Here is an 18,262-nt window from a genome sequence, read left to right as displayed (position 1 = left end):
ATTACGCGCGATCTGCAGCGCGACCTGGCTCCAAAGCCGATGAAATACCATCCAGGCTCGCAAACAACCGGAGGGCGGCGTCATCCGCAATCAAGGTCCACCCTCTCTCCTTGGCGACTACCAGCGTATCTACGAAGCACGGGCCCACATCCTCGAAAACCGCTTCGAAATCCGGATGAAGGGCGGTGCCCTCTTTCGGCATGGCGATTTTCAGGCCTCGTGCCAGGTCGAGGGTCCGTTCGAGGTTCGATATGAGAAGGTCGGACATCTCTCGGGACATCTCGATGATACGCGCCCCGTGCTCTTCCGCGACACAGCTACCTCGGCGTCCTTCTCCCCCGATGGCATCCACCCTGTCCTGATAGGCTTCGTGCAGCAGATCGATGCTGCTCTGGGTGATATGCATGTCCGGGTAGGCCTGAAGGAGGGTATCGGCGAAGCCGAGGGTCTGGGCGCCGTATAGGGTGATTGGATCGACGATCACTCCAGGCGCAGCCATAACCGATTGCGCTGCCGCCTCCCGTTCTACAGCATTACCAAGGGCCATCTTGATTTTGATTCTGCCGTGGCGCCGCAGGAAATCCCAGAAATCGAAGACCGTACCTCCACCTGCAGCGGCCAACAGAGCTATGGGGGCTTTACCTGACTCGTAGGCCTCCTCGATGCGCTTGACCTGCCCCGCACGCTCCTTGGCGCTTTCGAGGATGGGACGAATGCTGGCCTTCCAGATCATTTTCATTGGTCCGGAGCGCTCCGAATATCTTGCTCTCAGGAAACAGGCGCTCGAAGTCCTTCTGGGACCGGTGATACGCATGTGCATACTTGGACAGGATCTTTGTGACGGTAGCGTTCAGTTTCCCGACAGCGGAATCCATCGGAAATTGTCACCCACAGCCTTTCCCATCAGGCGAAGAGCCAACGGGTCATCAGGGGAAATTTCGTCGCGGTCCGCCCGGGGGGCGGGGGCTGTCTCGATGATCTTCGTGAGCGGGTCTTCCTCGATTACACCTGTTCGATGAAAAGCCCGTCACACGACTTTAGCTCTCGCTCCTGCGCCTCAAGTGCTAAGCGGCGATCAGGTTACCGTGGTCACAAAGCTCTTAGCCTGACCAAGATCTGCTACTGAATGCGGAGAGCCCCCATCGCCGTCCCCACCTGACGCCAAGTGGTGCTGTTGCCGGTGCTGGTAGCGTCGGGATGATGCGCGGGGGCGGAGCGGTGTTTCTTGGCGCGATACGTTAGGGTCGGTGCGGGGCGTGCTGATTGCGGCATGCCGAGAGATGGAGATCCATTTATGACCACCGACACCATTCTTCCGCGAAGCGCGCGGCGGCGCATTGGGCTTATTGGCGGGTCGGGGCCGGAGGCGGGCGTTGATCTGTGGCAAAAGGTGATCGAGGAGACCAAGGCGCTGCTGGGCGCAAGGTATCTGGGCGATCTCGACGGGCCGCAGGTGCGGGTCGTGTCATCGCCGGTGCTGGGCCTGTCGATGGAGCTTGAGGCCAATGACGTGGCGGTCTGGCCGGAACTGGAACGCTGTTTTGATGAGCTCTCGGGCGCATCGGACTTCGTTGCTATCGCCTGCAACACCTTAAACTATTACGAGGATCAGATCAGAGCGAAGCCCCGCTTGGCGGAGCTGGTTTCCGTCGGCGATGTTGTGGAGGCCTATCTGGACGCGCGCGGCGTGACGTCTGTCGCGCTTCTGGGGGCGGCGCCGGTGACGAAGATGGATCGCTGGTCAGCCTATCGCCGCCTGTCTGACAGGGTCACGGTCGAGTTGCCAAAAGACGCCGCGCTGTTGCATCGCATCATCTATGACGTGAAGCGTCTCGGCGGCTCCGATCCGGATGTGGTGGCAAGGTTTCATGACCTGGTTGGCACACTGGAAAGCGACACCGTGCTGCTGGCCTGCACCGAACTGCCGCTGATCCCCTGCGCCGCAGGCGGCAAGGATCTGGTTGATGTGACACGCCTGCTGGCGCGCGCGCTGGTGGAGAAGTCGGTTCTGGCCACTTCGCCCAGCAGATGACGCCACCTCAGCCCGGCGCGGCCATCAACAGGTGGCTGGTCGGATCGCTCTGCCCGGAGATCATCGCGCGCATATTCGGCGGCACCTGCGGGTCATCCGGTGCGAAAAGTCCGCAATACTCCAGCGCCCCGCGCCGGTCGATCCGAGGCCCCAGAAATTCCATCGCGATCTGCGTCGCCGCTGGCGCCCGCGTGGCATGCGCGGAAACGCCTGACATGATGCCGCTCAGGTGCCGGATGCGATGGGTGTAGCTGGGATAGAGGATGATCTGGATGACCTCGTTGCGGGTCAGCATCTCCATTGCGGTGATGAAAAGCCGATCCCCCAGCATGAAACAGCTGCCCTGATATTTGCAGGTGAACCCGCCCCTGCCCCGGCGCCCGATGACCTCCAAGGTTTTGAGGTTCATGCTGTGGGCGGTGGGATAGATCTTAGTCAGGCCCTTCAACACACGGCCCGGATGGGACATGGAATTGTAGTAAGTGAAATAATAGCCCGCATATGCGTCGAGTTTCGGCAGCGACGCCGCAAGCACATCTTCGCTGATGCGTCGCAACTGATTGCGCTCGATATCCGTGGGCCCGGACGGCGGCTTCAGGCGGATCAGTTCCCGGAACTGCGCGTGCGGCATCAGAAGCTCGGCCTCCTCCACCCCGAAGAAATCGCAGATTTTCCGCATCACCCGCAGCGACGGCAAGGTCTGCCCGTTGAGGTAGCGATTGAACTGGGACCGGTTCGCCCCCAGTTGGCGGCACACCTCCGCGATCGAGGTGTGGTAGCTGCACAAAAGCCGCAGGTTTTCTGAAAGATCTCTCGACACGCGCGCGCTACCTCTGCCCCCCGGTTGCGCGCCTGTGGTAGCGCAGGCGGCACCTGATGGGAATGGCGCAGCCTGATGCGACGGGCCTGCGGCTCAGGTCAGAGCTGCATTTCTCCGCATTGGCTGTGGCTCAGATATTGGCGACGGGTTTCGAAATCCGGTGCAAGGCTCAGCGCGAATTGCATCTTGGCGAAGGCCATTTCCACCGTCATGTCGCGCCCGTCGATCACCCCAGTCTGCCGTAGCCCCTGCCCCGCCGCGTAGGTGCCCAGCCGCATCCCGCCTTCGGGACACTGGCTGACCGCCAGCACGGGCACCTGACGGTCGAAGGCGGCCTGCAAGGCGGCGCGCAGTTCCGGCGTGTCAGGCGCGGTGCCAGAGCCGAAGCAGCGCAGCACCAGCCCGTCGCAGCTATCCGCCGCCTGCGCGAACAGTTTGGCGGAGCCGCCGGGCGCGACGGACAGGATGCCGACCTCATGCGCGGTGACCGGGGTCAATGCAGGCTTGTCGGCCGGGATCCGCGGGGCGACATCGCTTGCCGCGGCGTCGAACGCGTCAAAGGCCTGCGAATGGGATTTACGCACCCGCGCCCCATGCAACAGCCGCCCGCCGAACTGGACCCAGACCCCCGGCGCCGCTGTCCGCGCCACGGCGAGCGCGGCGATAAGGTTGTCGTGTCCGTCGTTCTCCGGCACCGTCAGCGGCAGCATCGATCCCGTCACGATCACCGGTTTTTGCAGCCCCGGCAGCGCAAGGCACAGCGCGGCGGCGCTATAGGCCAGCGTGTCGGTGCCATGGGTCACGACAAACCCGTCGTGCTCGGCCATTGCCCGGTGGATCGTCTGCGCGACCCGGTGCCAGTCACGCGGGGTCGCCTGCGCGGAATCGATCAGCGGATCGAGGCGCAGGATTTCGACCGGGCCCGCCACCTGCCCCTGTGCGACCAACGCGGCCACCGCGTCCTCGACGATGCCTGCACGCGGCGCAAAGCCTTGCGCGCTTGCCGCCATGCCAATCGTGCCGCCGGTGTGGATCAGAAGAATGGACATGCTGTGACCTCGGGTCTGGGTGGATGCGCGCCGCGCGTGGGTTGGTGGGGCCCCTGATGCCTTGGATCGGCGCGACAGACCAGAGCCTGCGCCATCGGCGCGGATGGTGGCCGTACCCAGACCAGCGCCGATCAGCATCAGCACACCGCCGTGCGCGATCTTGCCTCAGAACGGCGCGGAGACGCTAAGCGCGGCGGCCCCATCGCGCAGATCGCGGATCACATCCTGCGGCAGATCGATGCCGTTGGCGCGTGCCGCACTGGCATGGCGCGCTTCGAGTTCGCCGGGGTAGAAGATCTCCGCGACGCCGGGCGCGCGGGGGGCGGATTTCATCGAAGCGATGAGCTGCTCCATATCCGCCTCGAACGCAGGCAGCGGTCGGCAGGCGGCAATGTCGACCGCCATGACGAAATGCCCTGCGCCACTGCGCCCGTCGGCCATGTAGGGCCCCACCACATCCGGGGCGAATGCACTGCCGGACAGCAGGCCCGACAGAACCTCCATCGCGAAAGTCAGCGCGTAGCCCTTATGCCCCGCCATCGGCAGGATCGTTCCGGCAATCCCGGCGGCGGGATCGGTGGTGACCTGACCCGAACCATCGATAGCCCAGCCTTCGGGGATGTCTCGCCCCTCCGCCTTGGCCACATAGAGCTTGCCGCGGGCCACTGCCGTATGCGCCATATCCACCATCATCGGCGCATGGCGTCCGGCGGGTGCGGCCCATGAGGCAGGGTTATTGCCAATGCGCTTCTCGCGTCCGCCCCACGGTGCCATCGCGGGGCTCGCATTGGTGGAAATGAACCCGATGCAGCCTGCCTCCGCGGCCATGCGGGTGAAATACATCGCGGTGCCGAAATGACCGGAGTTGCGCACGGCGACCGCGCCGATGCCATGGGCACGGGCCGCGCGGATCGCCTGATCCATCGCGGCTTGTGCCACCACCTGCCCCACACCATCGCGCCCGTCGATCATGCTGAGCGCGCCGGGGGCATCGGCCACCTCGGGCAAAGCACCGGCGCGCATGGCACCCGATTGCAGCCGCTTTGCATACCAAAACAACCGCATCACCCCGTGGGAGGCATGCCCCCACAGATCGGCCTGCACCAATGTATCGGCAACGCAGCGGGCGGACGCCTCCGGCAGACCAAGAGCCGCGTAGCAGCGGGTGGCGAAACCGCGCAGATCGTCGGCATCGACGCGGGTGTGATGGGCTGCGGCATCGGACGGGCTGGTCATGGGGTCACTCATTGCGAGGGGCTGCGGCCCCCTGCGCCGGTGGGCGGCACTAGGGGGCGCATCTGTCGCGTGACCTTGGCGCAGGCGGGGGCGATTTGGCTAGGGGCAATGGCGGCCCGCGCCCCCGCTGCGCGCGTCCTCCTGCTCGCCCTTAAATCGCGGTCTGGTTCACCCGCACGGTCAGTTCCTCCGCGCTTTCCCGGCGTTCGCTGTAGCGATCCACCAGATGATCGCGAATAGGCGCGGTCAGCGCGGTAAACTTCATCAACTCCTCCATCACATCGACGACACGGTCATAGAAGGGTGAGGGCCGCATGCGCCCCGCCTCGTCGAATTGCTGGAAGGCTTTGGGCGTGGACGCTTGGTTCGGGATGGTCAGCAGCCGCATCCACCGTCCCAGAATGCGCAATTGGTTGACGGTATTGAAACTTTGCGAGCCGCCAGAGACCTGCATCACCGCCAGCGTTTTGCCCTGCGTCGGACGCACCGCGCCGACCGAAAGCGGTATCCAATCGATCTGGGTTTTCATGATACCGGTCATCGCGCCATGGCGTTCGGGCGAACACCAGACCATGCCGTCGCACCACGCCACCAGATCGCGCAGTTCCGCGACCTTGGGATGATCGGCGTCGGCACCGGCATCGTCGGGCAGAGGCAGTCCCGAAGGGTCAAAGATGCGCGGAGCGCCGCCTAGCGCGGACAGCACCCGTGCCGCCTCCTCCACCATGAACCGGCTGAACGAGCGCTCCCGCAGCGATCCGTAGAGCAGCAGGAACCGCGGCGGATGCTCAAGCGGTGCGCCGGGCTGCAACTTCGCTGTATCGGTGGGATGAAAATGCCGGGGGTCGAGGTTCGGGGTATCAGGCAACGCGGTGTCCTTTGGCGTCAATAATCAGGGTGCCGTCCTCTTTGGCCAACGGGCCGGGCGGCAGGTGATCGAGTAGGTCGAGGACCGTCTCGCTTGGGCGGCAGAGGCGCACGCCCTTGGGGGTGCAGACGATGGGCCGATTGACCAGCACCGGATGCACCAGCATCGCCTCCAGCAGCGCGGCATCGCTGACCTTGGGGTCCAGCAGGCCAAGCTCCGCCGCGGGCGAACGGGTTGTGCGCAGCGCGCTGCGCGGGGTCAGATCGGCCGCTGCAAACAGCGCCAGCAGTTGCCCGCGCGTCCAACCCGTGGCGAGGTAATCGACGATTACCGGTTCCGTCCCGGCGGCCCGCAAGATCGCCAAAACATTGCGCGAGGTACCGCAATCCGGGTTGTGATGAATGACCGTGCTCATCGCGGCGCGCCCCTATGCTGCCGGGAACCAGTGGCGCGTGCGGTTGGCAAAAGCCACCAGCGACAGCATCACCGGCACTTCGACCAGCACACCGACTACCGTGGCCAGCGCCGCGCCGGAGCCCAAGCCGAACAGGCTGATCGCCACCGCGACGGCCAGTTCAAAGAAATTCGATGTGCCGATCAGCGCGCAGGGCGCGGCCACATTGAACGGAATGCCCCAGACCCGCGCCGCGCCATAGGCCAGTAGGAAGATGCCATAGGACTGGATCAGCAGCGGCACCGCGATCAGGGCAATGACCAAGGGCCGGTCAAGGATGACCTCCCCCTGAAAGCCGAACAGCAGCACCACAGTGATCAGTAGGCCGAGGATCGAGAACGGCTGCACACGGGATTTGAACTGGTCTACAGCGGCTTCGCCCCCGGCGCGCACCAGCTTGGCCCGTGTCAGATAGCCCGCGATCAAAGGCAGCGCGACGTAAAGCCCGATCGACAGGATCAGCGTGTCCCAGGGCACCACGATGTCGGTCACGCCCAGCAGAAACGCCACGATAGGCGCAAAGGCAAAGACCATGATTACGTCGTTCACGCTGACCTGCACCAGCGTGTAGGTGGCGTCGCCGCGCGTCAGGTTGGACCAGACGAACACCATCGCGGTGCAGGGCGCAGCCCCCAGCAGGATCACCCCGGCCAGATAGGCCTGCGCATCATCGGCGGGGATCAGCCCGGCAAAGACGTATTCGAAGAACAGAACCCCAAGCGCGGCCATGGTGAACGGCTTGATCAGCCAATTGACCACCAGCGTGATGATGAGCCCCTTGGGCTTCTCACCCACCCGTGCCAGCGATCCGAAATCGACGCCGACCATCATCGGATAGACCATGGCCCAGATCAGCACCGCCACCGGCAGGTTGACCGAAGCCACCTCCAGCCCGGCAAGCCAGCCGAAAAGCCCCGGCATCAGATTGCCCAACAACAGCCCCGCGCCGATGGCGAGCGCCACCCAAACGGAAAGCCAGCGCTCAAACGTGCCCAGCCCCGCCGCCGCGGGGGAAGTCATATCAGTCATGTCATCGTCCGGTATTGTTGGGGGAAGGTCAGTCGGCTCTGGCAGGGGTGCGGCCGATATCGTCCAGCCGCTGTTGCAGCGACACCCGGTCCAGCGTCGCCATCGGCAGGCTGGTAAAGATTGAAATCCGGCTGCGCAGCATGCGGTAGGCCTCGGAAAAGGCGACCCGGCGGACCGGCTCGGGACCGTCGACCTGAACCGGGTCCGGCACGCCCCAATGCGCGCTCATCGGCTGGCCCGGCCAAAAGGGACAGGGCTCCGCCGCCGCGCGATCACAAACGGTAAAGACGAAATCCATGCGCGGGGCGTCAGGCCCGGCGAATTCATCCCAGCTTTTCGAGCGGGCAAAGCTGGTGTCGTGGTTCAGCCCGGACAGCAGTTCGAGCGTAAAGGGATGGGGCGCAGGCCCCGGCTGCGATCCGGCGGAAAACGCACGAAAACGTCCCGCCCCTTCGCGATTGAGGATCGCCTCCGCCATCAGCGACCGGGCGGAATTGCCGGTGCAAAGAAACAGGACGTTGTGAACAGGCTCGGGCATCTCAGCCTCCTAGCAGGAACAGGCAAGTTCGTTGATTACGGGTTGGCACAGCTCCGGCTGGCCGCCGCAGCAGTCTTCCATCAAAAACGCCAGCAGCCCGCGCATGCCGTCCATATCGGCGAAATAGCGGATGCTGCGGCCTTCACGGGTGCTGCGGATCAGCCCGGCGCGCGACAGGATCGACAGGTTTGCCGACATCGTGTTCTGCCGCACGTCCAGTGTGCTGCTGATCTCTCCCGCCGACATGCCGGGCTCGCCTGCCTTGATCAGCAAGCGAAACACATCGAGCCGGGTGGGTTGGCTAAGCGCCGCGAAGGCGTCGAGGGCGTTATTTTTATCCATATATCAGGAATTATTGAATCGTTAGCGATTAGTCAATCCGCAATCTCAGCCGCCCCGTTCCCTCCAGCCGGTCTTTGCGATACCCCGGCTGACAAGGCCAGCAAAGGTAACGCCATGCGGATACACGCCCCCGCCATCCTGTATTTTGATGCTGTGCGCCGCGCGGGCTCGATTCGCGAAGCCGCGCGGCAACTCAACGTCGCCTCCTCCGCCGTGAACCGGCAGATCCTGAAGCTCGAAGACGAGATCGGCGTGCCGCTGTTCGAACGGCGTCCCGGCGGCGTGGTTCTGACCACTGCGGGGGAAATGCTGGCGCGCCATGTCATTGTGGTGATGCAGGATCTGGAACGCGCGCGGTCGGACATTGCCGCCCTGCGCGGGGCGCGGGTCGGGCATGTGTCGGTCGCGGCTGTCGAAGGGGTTTGTGCCTCGCTCCTGCCTGCGGTCGTGCGCCGTCTGAGCCAGATCGCACCGCGCATCCGCCTGACCGCGCGCACGATGGGGTCGCGGGTCATCCCCGAGGCGTTGGAGGATGGGCGCGCCGATGTGGGCATCGCATTTTCACTGCCTCACAGCCCCCGTGTGCGGCAGTCCCATATGGCAAAGTTCAAGCTGGGCGCGATCATGGCCCCCGCGCATCCGTTGGCGTCGCGAGCGTCGGTAAGTCTTTCGGCCTGCTGCGAATATCCCTTGATCTGGGCCGGGTCCGACCTGTCAATCGCGGCCCTGCTGGAACCGCAGGTGCAAGCGCTGGGCCGCACGGTGGACCCCGCCATCGTGACCGACTCCATAGATCTGACGCGGCAACTGGCGATGACCCCGCCGATGGTTGGCTTTCAAACGCCGATCGGGTTGGAAACGGCGATTGCGGACGGACGTCTGGTGCATGTGCCGTTGGAGACAAACCGCGGCCCGATCTGGTCGGAGCTTGGCATTTATGTGCGCGCGGGCCGCTCCCTTCCCGGGGCGATCGATCTGTTTTTGCAGGTGCTGATCGCCGAGATGCAGGGGCAGGAATTTTCCTGATCCGCCCCAGCGCGAGCAGACCTCCCGCCTCCTGCACAAATGGGCAGCGATGCCAAAACGGCATCGGGCCGAGCGATATTCTGTTCTTTTTAGATCAATGCGCCGTAGCCTATGCCTGATCCCAACGAAGATTGGAGATCACAATGGCCCCTGCAACGCTCACCGCCGCCCGCGTCGAAACCGCAAGCCTGCCTGTCATCGACGTAGCTGACCTGGCCTCCTCCGACCCGGCCCGGCGCGCGGCGGTTGGGAAGGCGCTGCGCGCCGCCTGCCTCGACAAAGGGTTCTTTTACTGCGCGGGTCACGGCATCCCGCAGGGGCTGCTCGACGCGGCATTCGCTGAAACTCGCGCGCTGTTCGATCTGCCCGACGCGCAGAAGGACGCGCTCGATAAGTCCAACTCCCGCTGCAATCGCGGCTATGAGACGCTGGGCGGTCAGACGCTTGAACCCGGCGCCATGCCCGACCGCAAGGAAGGTTACTATATCGGCGTCGAACTGCCCGAAAGCGATCCCCGTGTCGCGGCGGGGCGGTTCAATCGCGGGCCCAATATCTGGCCTGCGGATCTGCCCGGCTTCCAGCCTACCATGCGCGCCTATTTCGCGGCGCTGTCGGGACTGGGCGAGACGTTGATGCGCGGCATCGCCTTGTCGCTCGACCTGCCCGACGACAGCTTTGACGGCTATTGCCACGATCCGCTGGCCACGCTGCGGCTGCTGCATTACCCGCCCGCACGCCCCGATGCGCCAGAGGAACGCGGCGCGGGCGCGCATACCGATTTCGGCGGCCTGACGATCCTGATGCAGGACGATAACGGCGGGTTGCAGGTGTTTGACGCGGCCTCGGACGGATGGATCCATGCCGATCCGATCCCCGGCACCTTTGTCGTCAATCTGGGTGACATGATCGCGCGCTGGACCAACGACCGCTACCGCTCCACCCTTCATCGAGTGATCAACACATCGGGGCGGGAACGGTATTCGATCCCATTCTTCTATGTCGGCAATCCCGATTATGAGGTCCGCTGCATCTCCACCTGCCTCGGCGCGGGCGAGACCCCGAAATACCCGGCGGTCACGGTCGAGGATCACCTGCAATCGATGTATCGGAAAACCTATGTCCGCTGAGGCGGTCCTGCTGGTCCATGGCGCGTGGCAAGGGGCGTGGGCGTGGGAGCGGCTGGTGCCGTTGCTCACCGCGCGCGGGCTGACCGTGATCGCGGTGGACCTGCCCGGCAACGGCGCCGATGGGCATGATCCGGCGACGGTCACACTGGAGGCCTGTCTGGACCATCTCGACGCCTGCGCCGCGCCGTTCGAGAGGGTCAGTGTTGTCGGCCATTCCGGCGGTGGGCTCATCGCCTCCGCCTGGGCCGAGCGTTGCACGAAAGTTGCGCGTCTGGCCTATGTCGCCGGGATGATGCTGCCCGCGCAGACCAGCTTTGCCGAAGTGCAGGCGATGACTGCCGGGGAGTGCGAAACCGGGCATGGCATCACCCCGCATCTGACATGGTCGCCGGACAGGCGCGTGTCACAGGTGCCCGCCGTCGCGGCGCAGGCGATCTTTTTCAACGACTGCCCGTCGCAGACTGCGCGGGAGGCCAGCGCCCGACTGACACCGCAGGGGGATGGGGCCCGCGCGATCCGGCTGACGTCGGTGACGCGCATCCGCGCCCTGCCCCGGCTTTACATCGAGGCGACCGAGGATCTGTCCCTGCCGCTGGCGGTGCAGCGCCGGATGCAGGCGTTGATGCCCGGCGCATTGGTCGCCGCGGTGCCGACCGGCCATGTGCCGCAACTGTCCGCGCCGCAACTTCTGGCCGATCAGCTGATCCCATTTCTGACCGGCGCCCGCGATGACGAAGCCCGGCGCATGCGGCGCGAGCCCTGCCCGGCGGCGCGGATTGCCCGCGCCCTCACCCCTGTTTCCCCCCTTGACCCGACAGCCGCGCGCATCGGGCATGACACCAACGGAGAGAATGATGAAAACACTCGGCACCTTGCTTGTTTCGGCCAGCCTCATTGCGACGGGCGCTGCGGCCCAAGCGGCGGACAGCGTTAGTTTCATGATTGATTGGCTGCCCGCCGGCGATAAGGCAGCCGCATATTACGGTGTCGAGAACGGCATTTTCGAGGAGGCGGGTCTGGATGTCTCCATCGCCGTCGGGCGCGGCTCCTCGGATGTGGTGACCAAACTGGCCACCGGCACCGCCGATGTCGGCTCTGGCGGTCTGGCGGCCCTGCTTCAGGCCGTCGCGACCGAAAATGTGCCGGTCAAGGCGGTTCTGTCGGTCTACACGATCCAGCCCGACTCGATCTTTACCACCGAAGATTCCGGCATCGAAAGCATCGCGGATCTGGTGGATAAGAACCTCGCCACCGCGACCTTCTCCTCCTCCAATGTCGTTTGGCCGCTGCTGCTGGAGGCGAACGGCCTCGCCCCCGATGCCATCGTCGCCACCAAGGTCGATCCCGGCGCGCTGGCCCCGATGCTGGCCACCGGGCAGATGGACGCGACGATCAACTGGAGCACTGTCGCGCCCGCCTATGACGCGGTGCTGGCCGAAACCGGCAAGACGCTGAAGGTGCTGCCGTGGTCGGATTTCGGCTATGAGGGCTACGGCCTGTCGATCTTTGCCTCCGACACCATGCTGGCGGAGCGCCCTGAAGTGCTGGCACGTTTCCTCGACGCCTACACCAAGGCCACAGAAGCCGCGATTGCCGACCCCGCCGGCGCCGCCGCCGCGCTGAAGAAGATGGTGCCGGAAGTCGATGAGGCCACCGCCGTCGATCAATGGACGGCCTCTATCCCCTTGATGGAAAACGAGATCAGCGAGCGCGACGGTATGGGCGCGTTCGATCCTGAACTGCTTGCCACCACATGGGACTGGGTGGCCCGGTCGCTCGATCTCGACCCTGCCTCGCTGGACCCGGCCAGAGTGATCGCCACCGTCGAATGATGGCACGAGGGGGCAGCCGGTTGCGGTCTGCCCCCACCCACGCACACGCGGCGGCCTTGCGGGCCGTCGCCGTTTCACCAGCAAGGATGTGGCCCCATGCAGACCCCTCCCGCCATTCGGTTCAACAGTATCGAACAGGTGTTTCCCGCCACCACGGGCGCGCCGACCCATGCGTTGAGCGGGCTCGATTTCACCATCGGACGGCATGAGTTCGTTTCGGTTCTGGGGCCGTCGGGCTGCGGTAAGTCCACCCTGCTGCGCCTGCTGGCGGGTCTGATGCTGCCAAGCGCGGGCAAGGTTGAGGTGTTCGGCAATCCGGTGCGGGAGCCGCGCGACGATGTCGGGATCGTGTTTCAACGCCCGACCCTGCTGCCGTGGCTGTCGGTGATCGACAATGTCACCTTTCCCATCCGCCACAAACGCGGCCGCGTCAGCAAGGAGGACCGCCGCCGCGGGCAGGACATGCTGGAACTGGTGCGGCTGGGCGATTTCGCGGACAAGCGTGTGGATGCGCTGTCGGGGGGCATGCAGCAACGGGTTGGCATCGCGCGGGCGCTGCTTCTGGACCCGGATATTTTGCTGATGGATGAGCCGTTCAGCGCCCTCGATGCGCTGTCGCGCGATGAGATGAGCCTTGAGCTGCTGCGCATCTGGCGCGAGCGTCCGAAAACCGTGCTGTTCATCACCCATTCCATCCCCGAAGCGCTGTTGCTGTCGGATCGGATCATTGTGCTGAGCGAACGCCCCGGCACCGTGCGCGACGAGATCGTCGTGCCGTTCGCCCGGCCCCGCAGCCTTGAGACGATGGCCGATCCCCGGTTCAACGAAATGGCCAACAGCATCCGCCGTCGCCTGTTCACCCATCCCGTCAATCAGACCGAAGGAGAGCCGGCGTGAGTGTCGCAACCCCCTCCCTGCCCGCCGCTGGCGAACCGCCGGTGCCGCTGCGCGACCCCGAAACCTCTGCCGCTCAGCCCAATGTCCAGCCCGGTGCCCAGTATGGGGCCGCGGTGTCTGCCCCCGCGCCGGTGACGCCTGCACCGCTTGACACCAACGCCGACACCGCGACCGACAGCGCCGCGCGCGAGGCCCGTCTGCGCGCGCTGATCACGCCGCCCGCACCGACCCCCGCCATGCGGGCGTGGCGGCTGCTGGACCGCTTCACCCCGGTTCTCGCGTTTCTCGCCGTGCTGGGGATCTGGGAGGCCGCGACCCGGCTGTTGTCGGTGCCGTCCTTTCTGCTGCCCGCGCCTTCGGTGATCGTGACAGCCGGGATTGCAGTGGAGCCTGCGATCTGGGTCAACCATATCTGGGCCACTTTGCGCGTGGCGCTGATCGGCTATGGCGTCGCGATCGCCGTTGGCATCCCGCTGGCCATCGGGTTGGCGAATTCGCGGTTCCTGACACGCACGCTTTACCCGATGCTGATCGTGATCCAGTCGACGCCCGTGGTTGCCGTCGCGCCGATCATCGTGGTGACGCTGGGTGCGGGCGATCTGCCGCGCGTGGTCATCACCTTCCTCATCACCTTCTTTCCTATCGTGGTGTCAACGACGACCGGCCTGATGGCAACGCCGGAAGAACTGATCGAGTTGTCCCGCTCCCTGCGCGCCGGGCGCACGCGCGAGATAACGCAGATCCGCCTGCCCTTTGCGCTGCCGTACCTGTTCTCGGCGCTAAAAATCTCGGTCACGCTGTCGATCATCGGCGCCGTTGTCGCGGAATTCGTCGCTGCCGAATCCGGGCTGGGCTACTTCATCGGTCTGTCGACCTCCTTCTTTAAAATTCCGCAGGCGTTTGCCGGGCTCGTCGCGCTCGTCATCCTGAGCCTGCTGATGTTCCGCAGCGTGGTCTGGGTGCAGACCCGGTTCGCGCCGTGGTCGCTTCCCAACTCCGAAAGGAAATGATTATGACGGCCCCCGACACCTCCGCGCCTGCCAGCCCGCAGTTCGACGAAACCCGCGATGCGGAATTCATGCGCGCAGCCATCGCCGTCGCCGCGAAATCGCGCGAAGGCGGGGATCATCCCTTTGGCGCGATCCTCGTGGGGCCTGACGGCGCGATCCTGATCGAACAGGGCAATGCGTTCAGCGCGCATGGCCATGACATGACCGCCCATGCCGAGCGGGTTCTGGCCACCCGCGCCTCGCAAAGCTACTCGGTCGAATTCCTCAATGGCTGCACGATGTTCACCTCTGCCGAGCCCTGCGCGATGTGCGCGGGTGCCGCCTATTGGGCGGGGATCGGGCGTGTGGTCTATGGCCAGACCGAGGCGGACCTGAAGACCGAGACCGGCAACCACCCCGACAATCCGACGCTCGACCTGCCCTGCCGCGATGTCTTTGCCACCGGGCAGCGCCCGGTCGTGGTCAAGGGTCCGTTTTTGGCCGAGGAAGCCGCCGCGCTGCAAGACGGGTTCTGGGACGATCATGCCTGAGCCGGACGTGTTGTGCGCCCCGCCCGCCACGGCGGCGGGGCCTGCCCCCCAATGGCTGAGCCCGACGAGCATTGCCGAAGCCGTGCAGATGCGCGCGGATCACGCCGGATCGCAGTTCGCCGCCGGGATGACGGCGCTGCAACTGGGCTGGCCTGAGGCGCCGCATGGCTCCCGCCCGGAAACAACCGTGATCGATATCTCCCGGCTCGACATGGGGCCTGCGGTGATGCAACAGCCCGGCGGCTGGCTGCGGATCGCCGCAAACGCGCCGCTGGAGCAGGTCCGCCGCGATCCGCTGACCGCCCGGTTCGACGCACTGCGCGGCCTGATCGACGCCATCGCGGCAACTGGTGTGCGCGGATTGGCGACGCTGGGCGGCAATCTGTGCTGGGGAACCGGCGATGCGGCGGTGTTCTGCGCGGCGTTTGAAACTCGCCTCATTACAGCGCAGGGGCCGGTCACCCGCGAAGCCCTGCCACCCGACGCATTGCTCCTTGCCGTGGACATCCGCCCAGCACCGGGGTTCATCGAGAAGGTCGGCTTCCGCGCCGCGTTTTCCCCCGCGCGGGCTCTGCTGGTTGGGTGCGAAGGGAATGGGCATCTTCGTTTGGCCGCGCGGCTACAGGGGCTGCCGGTGGCGGTGGCGACGGTGACCTGCGCGCCATCCCCGTCTGACATTGCTGCGGTGGCGGATGCGCTGTGCGTTGGCGCCGCGCCGGACAGCGAAGACGCGGCCATCCTGCGCGCGCTATGCGCCGGGCAGCTTGGGGCACGGGTCGCATGAGCCCGCGCGACCTTGCCCCGCCCATGACCGAAGCGGACGCGCTCAGCCGGACCGTCGATGCGAAAGCGCGCGGCCATTTCCGCTACTTGGCCGACGCGCCGCCGCCGGGCACGCTGCACGGCGCGGTGCTGCGAAGCCCGCACGCCCATGCCCGCGTCCTGCATGTGGATGTGACGGCTGCGCGCGCCATACCGGGCGTGCATGTCGTGCTGGGGCCCGACGATGTGCCGCCGGAGTTTCGCTATGGGTTGCGACTACAGGATCAGCCGCCGCTGGCCCAAGGCACCGTGCGCTATCATGGCGAGCCGGTTGCCATTCTCGCTGCCGAAACGGCGGAGATCGCCGCGCGTGCCTTGGCCGCAATCGTGGTCCACTATGCGCCGCTGGAGGTCGTGAGCGATCCCGCCGTCGCGCTTCAGACAGGCGTGCCCGTGCATCCACAGGGCAATCTCTGCCATCGGTTCAGCTTTGGTCGGGGCGACATCGCGCAGGCCTTCGCCGCAGCCGCGCATCAGATCACATTACAGCTTGAAACCCCGCGCCAGATGCACGCGGCAATGGAATTGGAAGGCGGCGTCGCATGGCGCGAGGCCGACGACCTGGTGATCCGCGCCCCGTCGCAGGACCCGTTCTACGTCGCCCGCAGCGTCGCGCGTCTGCTGGGGCTCACCCCGGCGCAGGTGCGTGTTACCGGCAGCCCGATCGGCGGCGGGTTCGGCGGTAAGGAAGACCTGCATATTCAGCCGCTGCTGGCCCTATTGGCATGGCATGCGTCCCGCCCCGTGCGGCTGGTGATGAGCCGCGCCGACAGCATCACCGCCGGGTATAAGCGGCATCCGTTTCGCATCGATCTGCGCTTGGGCTGCGATGCTGCCGGGCGTCTGCTGGCGCTCGATGCGCAAGTGCTGGCCGATACCGGCGCATATGCCAGCCACGGACCCGAGGTTCTCGACACCGCGATGGAGACGATCCAAGGGGCCTATGCCTTCCCCGCCGTGCGGCTGGAAGGGCGGCTGGCCTATACCAATAACGGCGTGTCAGGCGCGTTTCGCGGATTTGGCGCGACGCAGGTGCAGACCGCGCTGGAGGCCGGGATTGATCAGTTGGCCCGCCGCGCGAGGATTGATCCGCTGGACTTCCGCCGCCGCAACCTTGCCCCCGCGACCGGGGATGGTCCTTTGGATCAAGACATGGTGCCGCAGCCCGAACTGGCATGGATCGGTGACCGGATGGCGGCGCTGCCCGCGCCCGCCCCAAACACTCAGCTGCGCTACCTGACCGCCTGCGGCAGCGCCTTGGTCCGCAAGGGCGAAGGCTTTGGCGCGGATGGCCCAAACGGCGCGGCAGGGCGGCTGATGCTGTCGGCGCAGGGCCAGATCACGCTGGTGGCGTCGCTCACCGATATGGGGCAAGGGCTGACCACTGCGGTGCGCAGAATGCTATGCGCGCAGTTCGACGTGCAGGTTGACGACGTGGCCGTCGCGCTGGGACAGACCGACGCCGATGGCGCGGCGGCCCCCGACAGTGGCGCGACCTCTGCCTCCCGCGGGAGCCAGATCGCGCAGCGGCTGATCCGCAAGGGCGCGACCGGTTTTACCCAAGCGGTGCTGTCGCGGGCCGCGTCCCGGCTGGGCTGCGCCGCCGATGATCTGACCTTCGGCGCTGGTGGCATCTACCGCACCACGGCCCGGTCCAATCAGCCTGATCTGAGCTTTGCCGCGCTGGCCGGGATCACGGAGGACATCACCATCCCCGGCTTGCAGGCCACGCACGGGCATCCTTCGGCCCATAGTGTCTTTACCGCCTGCGGCGCGCGGGCCGAGGTCGCGATAGATCGCTGGACCGGCACAGTGCGTGTGACCCGGATCACGCTGGTGCCCGCCTGTGGCCCGCCGCTGTCCCGCAGCGCGTTCGACGGGCAGATGGCAGGTGGCGCGGTGCAGGCGCTGGGTTTTGTGCTGACCGAGACCCTGCCCACCCAGGAGGGGCGTTTCACGGCGACCAATCTCGACGGCTATTTCATTCCCACCATCGCGGATGCGCCGGAGATTTGCGTCGAGCCGATCGAGACGCTGGACCCCGACGATCCGGTCGGGCTGCGCGGCGCGGGGGAAATCGGCCTGAATGCCGCCGCGCCCGCGATCCTGTGCGCGGTGCAGGAGGCCTTGGGCGCGGCACCACCCTGCCTGCCCGTCCCGGCGGGATGGGTGCTTGAGCAACTGAAAGGACTGGCATGAACATTACCGTGACCCTCAACGGGCTCAAAACCCGGCTTAGCGGCGCGGCGCTTGACCGCTTGGTCGACCATCTTCCGCAGAAGGGTCTGACCGGCGCGCGGCGGTCCTGCGGTGTGGGCCGCTGCGGGGCGTGCATGGTGCTGCTGGAGGATGTGCCGGTGAATGCCTGCCTGCTGCCGCTTGCCCGGCTTGACGGCGCGCGCATCACCACTGCCGAAGGGCTGGGCCCGCGCGCCGACGCGATTATCGCGCGGCTGGCGACCCGTGGCGCGGTGCAATGTGGCTACTGCACGCCGGGCATGACCGTGAGCCTTGTCGCCGCGCTGGAAGACCCCGAACGCGGCGATGCGGAGGCGGTGACCAAGCGTCTGACCGGAAACCTGTGTCGTTGCTCGGGCTATGCCGCCCTGCGCGACGCCATCCATGATCTGTGCGCCGCGGCGGACTGATC

General features: G+C 65.8%; 20 protein-coding genes. 11 read left to right on the top strand and 9 right to left on the bottom strand.

Translation table 11 applies throughout. From position 1 onward, the window contains the following. Position 1: 1 nt before the first annotated feature. A complete protein-coding gene (locus CBW24_RS08565) occupies positions 2 to 739 on the bottom strand; it encodes a PIN domain-containing protein (protein ID WP_097373330.1) in 738 nt (245 codons plus the stop codon). A gap of 555 nt (positions 740 to 1,294) precedes the next feature. On the opposite strand from CBW24_RS08565, the gene CBW24_RS08560 reads away from it, so the two are divergent. Next, complete coding sequence (locus CBW24_RS08560) at positions 1,295 to 2,032, top strand: aspartate/glutamate racemase family protein (RefSeq protein WP_157773162.1); 738 nt, start codon at positions 1,295 to 1,297, stop codon at positions 2,030 to 2,032. Positions 2,033 to 2,039: 7 nt separating this feature from the next. Here the strand turns inward: CBW24_RS08560 and CBW24_RS08555 are convergent, their stop codons facing one another. The 8 genes from CBW24_RS08555 to CBW24_RS08520 form a co-directional block, all read right to left on the bottom strand. After that, a complete protein-coding gene (locus CBW24_RS08555; protein ID WP_097373328.1) occupies positions 2,040 to 2,852 on the bottom strand; it encodes a helix-turn-helix domain-containing protein in 813 nt (270 codons plus the stop codon). A 98-nt stretch (positions 2,853 to 2,950) separates the two neighbouring features. Then, positions 2,951 to 3,901 carry an asparaginase gene (locus tag CBW24_RS08550; protein WP_097373327.1) on the bottom strand — a complete coding sequence of 317 codons (951 nt, stop codon included), beginning with the start codon at positions 3,899 to 3,901 and terminating at the stop codon, positions 2,951 to 2,953. Positions 3,902 to 4,066: 165 nt separating this feature from the next. Continuing rightward, entirely contained in the window at positions 4,067 to 5,137 is a 1,071-nt protein-coding gene (locus tag CBW24_RS08545; RefSeq protein ID WP_097373326.1) for an Ldh family oxidoreductase, read from the bottom strand. A gap of 151 nt (positions 5,138 to 5,288) precedes the next feature. Next, positions 5,289 to 6,005: an arsenical resistance protein ArsH gene (gene arsH, locus CBW24_RS08540; protein ID WP_097373325.1), complete on the bottom strand. Its 717-nt coding sequence runs from the start codon at positions 6,003 to 6,005 to the stop codon at positions 5,289 to 5,291. Further along, complete coding sequence (gene arsC, locus CBW24_RS08535; protein ID WP_088663829.1) at positions 5,998 to 6,420, bottom strand: arsenate reductase (glutaredoxin); 423 nt, start codon at positions 6,418 to 6,420, stop codon at positions 5,998 to 6,000. Before arsC ends, arsH begins: the two co-directional genes overlap by 8 nt. 12 nt (positions 6,421 to 6,432) lie before the next feature. Next, positions 6,433 to 7,488 (bottom strand): ACR3 family arsenite efflux transporter, encoded by a 1,056-nt coding sequence (gene arsB / locus CBW24_RS08530; RefSeq protein ID WP_097373324.1) that lies wholly within the window; start codon positions 7,486 to 7,488, stop codon positions 6,433 to 6,435. A gap of 28 nt (positions 7,489 to 7,516) precedes the next feature. Then, positions 7,517 to 8,026 (bottom strand): arsenate reductase ArsC, encoded by a 510-nt coding sequence (locus CBW24_RS08525; RefSeq protein ID WP_097373323.1) that lies wholly within the window; start codon positions 8,024 to 8,026, stop codon positions 7,517 to 7,519. Between the two features lie 9 nt (positions 8,027 to 8,035). Then, positions 8,036 to 8,368, bottom strand: a complete 333-nt coding sequence (locus tag CBW24_RS08520; protein ID WP_097373322.1) for an ArsR/SmtB family transcription factor — start codon at positions 8,366 to 8,368, stop codon at positions 8,036 to 8,038. Between the two features lie 114 nt (positions 8,369 to 8,482). Here CBW24_RS08520 and CBW24_RS08515 point away from each other — a divergent pair, with 114 nt between their 5' ends. The 10 genes from CBW24_RS08515 (at position 8,483) to CBW24_RS08470 (ending at position 18,260) form a co-directional block, all read left to right on the top strand. Then, positions 8,483 to 9,394: a LysR family transcriptional regulator gene (locus CBW24_RS08515; RefSeq protein ID WP_097373321.1), complete on the top strand. Its 912-nt coding sequence runs from the start codon at positions 8,483 to 8,485 to the stop codon at positions 9,392 to 9,394. A gap of 143 nt (positions 9,395 to 9,537) precedes the next feature. Beyond that, a complete protein-coding gene (locus CBW24_RS08510) occupies positions 9,538 to 10,521 on the top strand; it encodes an isopenicillin N synthase family dioxygenase (RefSeq protein WP_097373320.1) in 984 nt (327 codons plus the stop codon). Then, positions 10,511 to 11,455 (top strand): alpha/beta fold hydrolase, encoded by a 945-nt coding sequence (locus tag CBW24_RS08505; protein WP_157773160.1) that lies wholly within the window; start codon positions 10,511 to 10,513, stop codon positions 11,453 to 11,455. The genes CBW24_RS08510 and CBW24_RS08505 overlap by 11 nt, the downstream gene beginning before the upstream one ends. Before the next feature lie 4 nt (positions 11,456 to 11,459). Next, a complete protein-coding gene (locus CBW24_RS08500; protein ID WP_198405154.1) occupies positions 11,460 to 12,353 on the top strand; it encodes an ABC transporter substrate-binding protein in 894 nt (297 codons plus the stop codon). Positions 12,354 to 12,449: 96 nt separating this feature from the next. Next, entirely contained in the window at positions 12,450 to 13,250 is an 801-nt protein-coding gene (locus CBW24_RS08495) for an ABC transporter ATP-binding protein (RefSeq protein ID WP_097373317.1), read from the top strand. Next, positions 13,247 to 14,260 (top strand): ABC transporter permease, encoded by a 1,014-nt coding sequence (locus CBW24_RS08490; protein WP_232529625.1) that lies wholly within the window; start codon positions 13,247 to 13,249, stop codon positions 14,258 to 14,260. The genes CBW24_RS08495 and CBW24_RS08490 overlap by 4 nt, the downstream gene beginning before the upstream one ends. Positions 14,261 to 14,262: 2 nt before the next feature. Next, complete coding sequence (locus CBW24_RS08485; RefSeq protein WP_097373316.1) at positions 14,263 to 14,790, top strand: nucleoside deaminase; 528 nt, start codon at positions 14,263 to 14,265, stop codon at positions 14,788 to 14,790. Next, entirely contained in the window at positions 14,783 to 15,574 is a 792-nt protein-coding gene (locus CBW24_RS08480; RefSeq protein WP_157773158.1) for an FAD binding domain-containing protein, read from the top strand. Before CBW24_RS08485 ends, CBW24_RS08480 begins: the two co-directional genes overlap by 8 nt. Beyond that, positions 15,571 to 17,811, top strand: a complete 2,241-nt coding sequence (locus CBW24_RS08475) for a xanthine dehydrogenase family protein molybdopterin-binding subunit (protein ID WP_198405152.1) — start codon at positions 15,571 to 15,573, stop codon at positions 17,809 to 17,811. Before CBW24_RS08480 ends, CBW24_RS08475 begins: the two co-directional genes overlap by 4 nt. Further along, positions 17,808 to 18,260 carry a (2Fe-2S)-binding protein gene (locus tag CBW24_RS08470; RefSeq protein ID WP_097373313.1) on the top strand — a complete coding sequence of 151 codons (453 nt, stop codon included), beginning with the start codon at positions 17,808 to 17,810 and terminating at the stop codon, positions 18,258 to 18,260. The genes CBW24_RS08475 and CBW24_RS08470 overlap by 4 nt, the downstream gene beginning before the upstream one ends. Positions 18,261 to 18,262: the final 2 nt, after the last annotated feature.

The sequence above is a fragment of the Pacificitalea manganoxidans genome, assembly GCF_002504165.1.
Taxonomy (GTDB): domain Bacteria; phylum Pseudomonadota; class Alphaproteobacteria; order Rhodobacterales; family Rhodobacteraceae; genus Pacificitalea; species Pacificitalea manganoxidans.
This window is presented reverse-complemented; position numbering and strand designations above follow the sequence as displayed.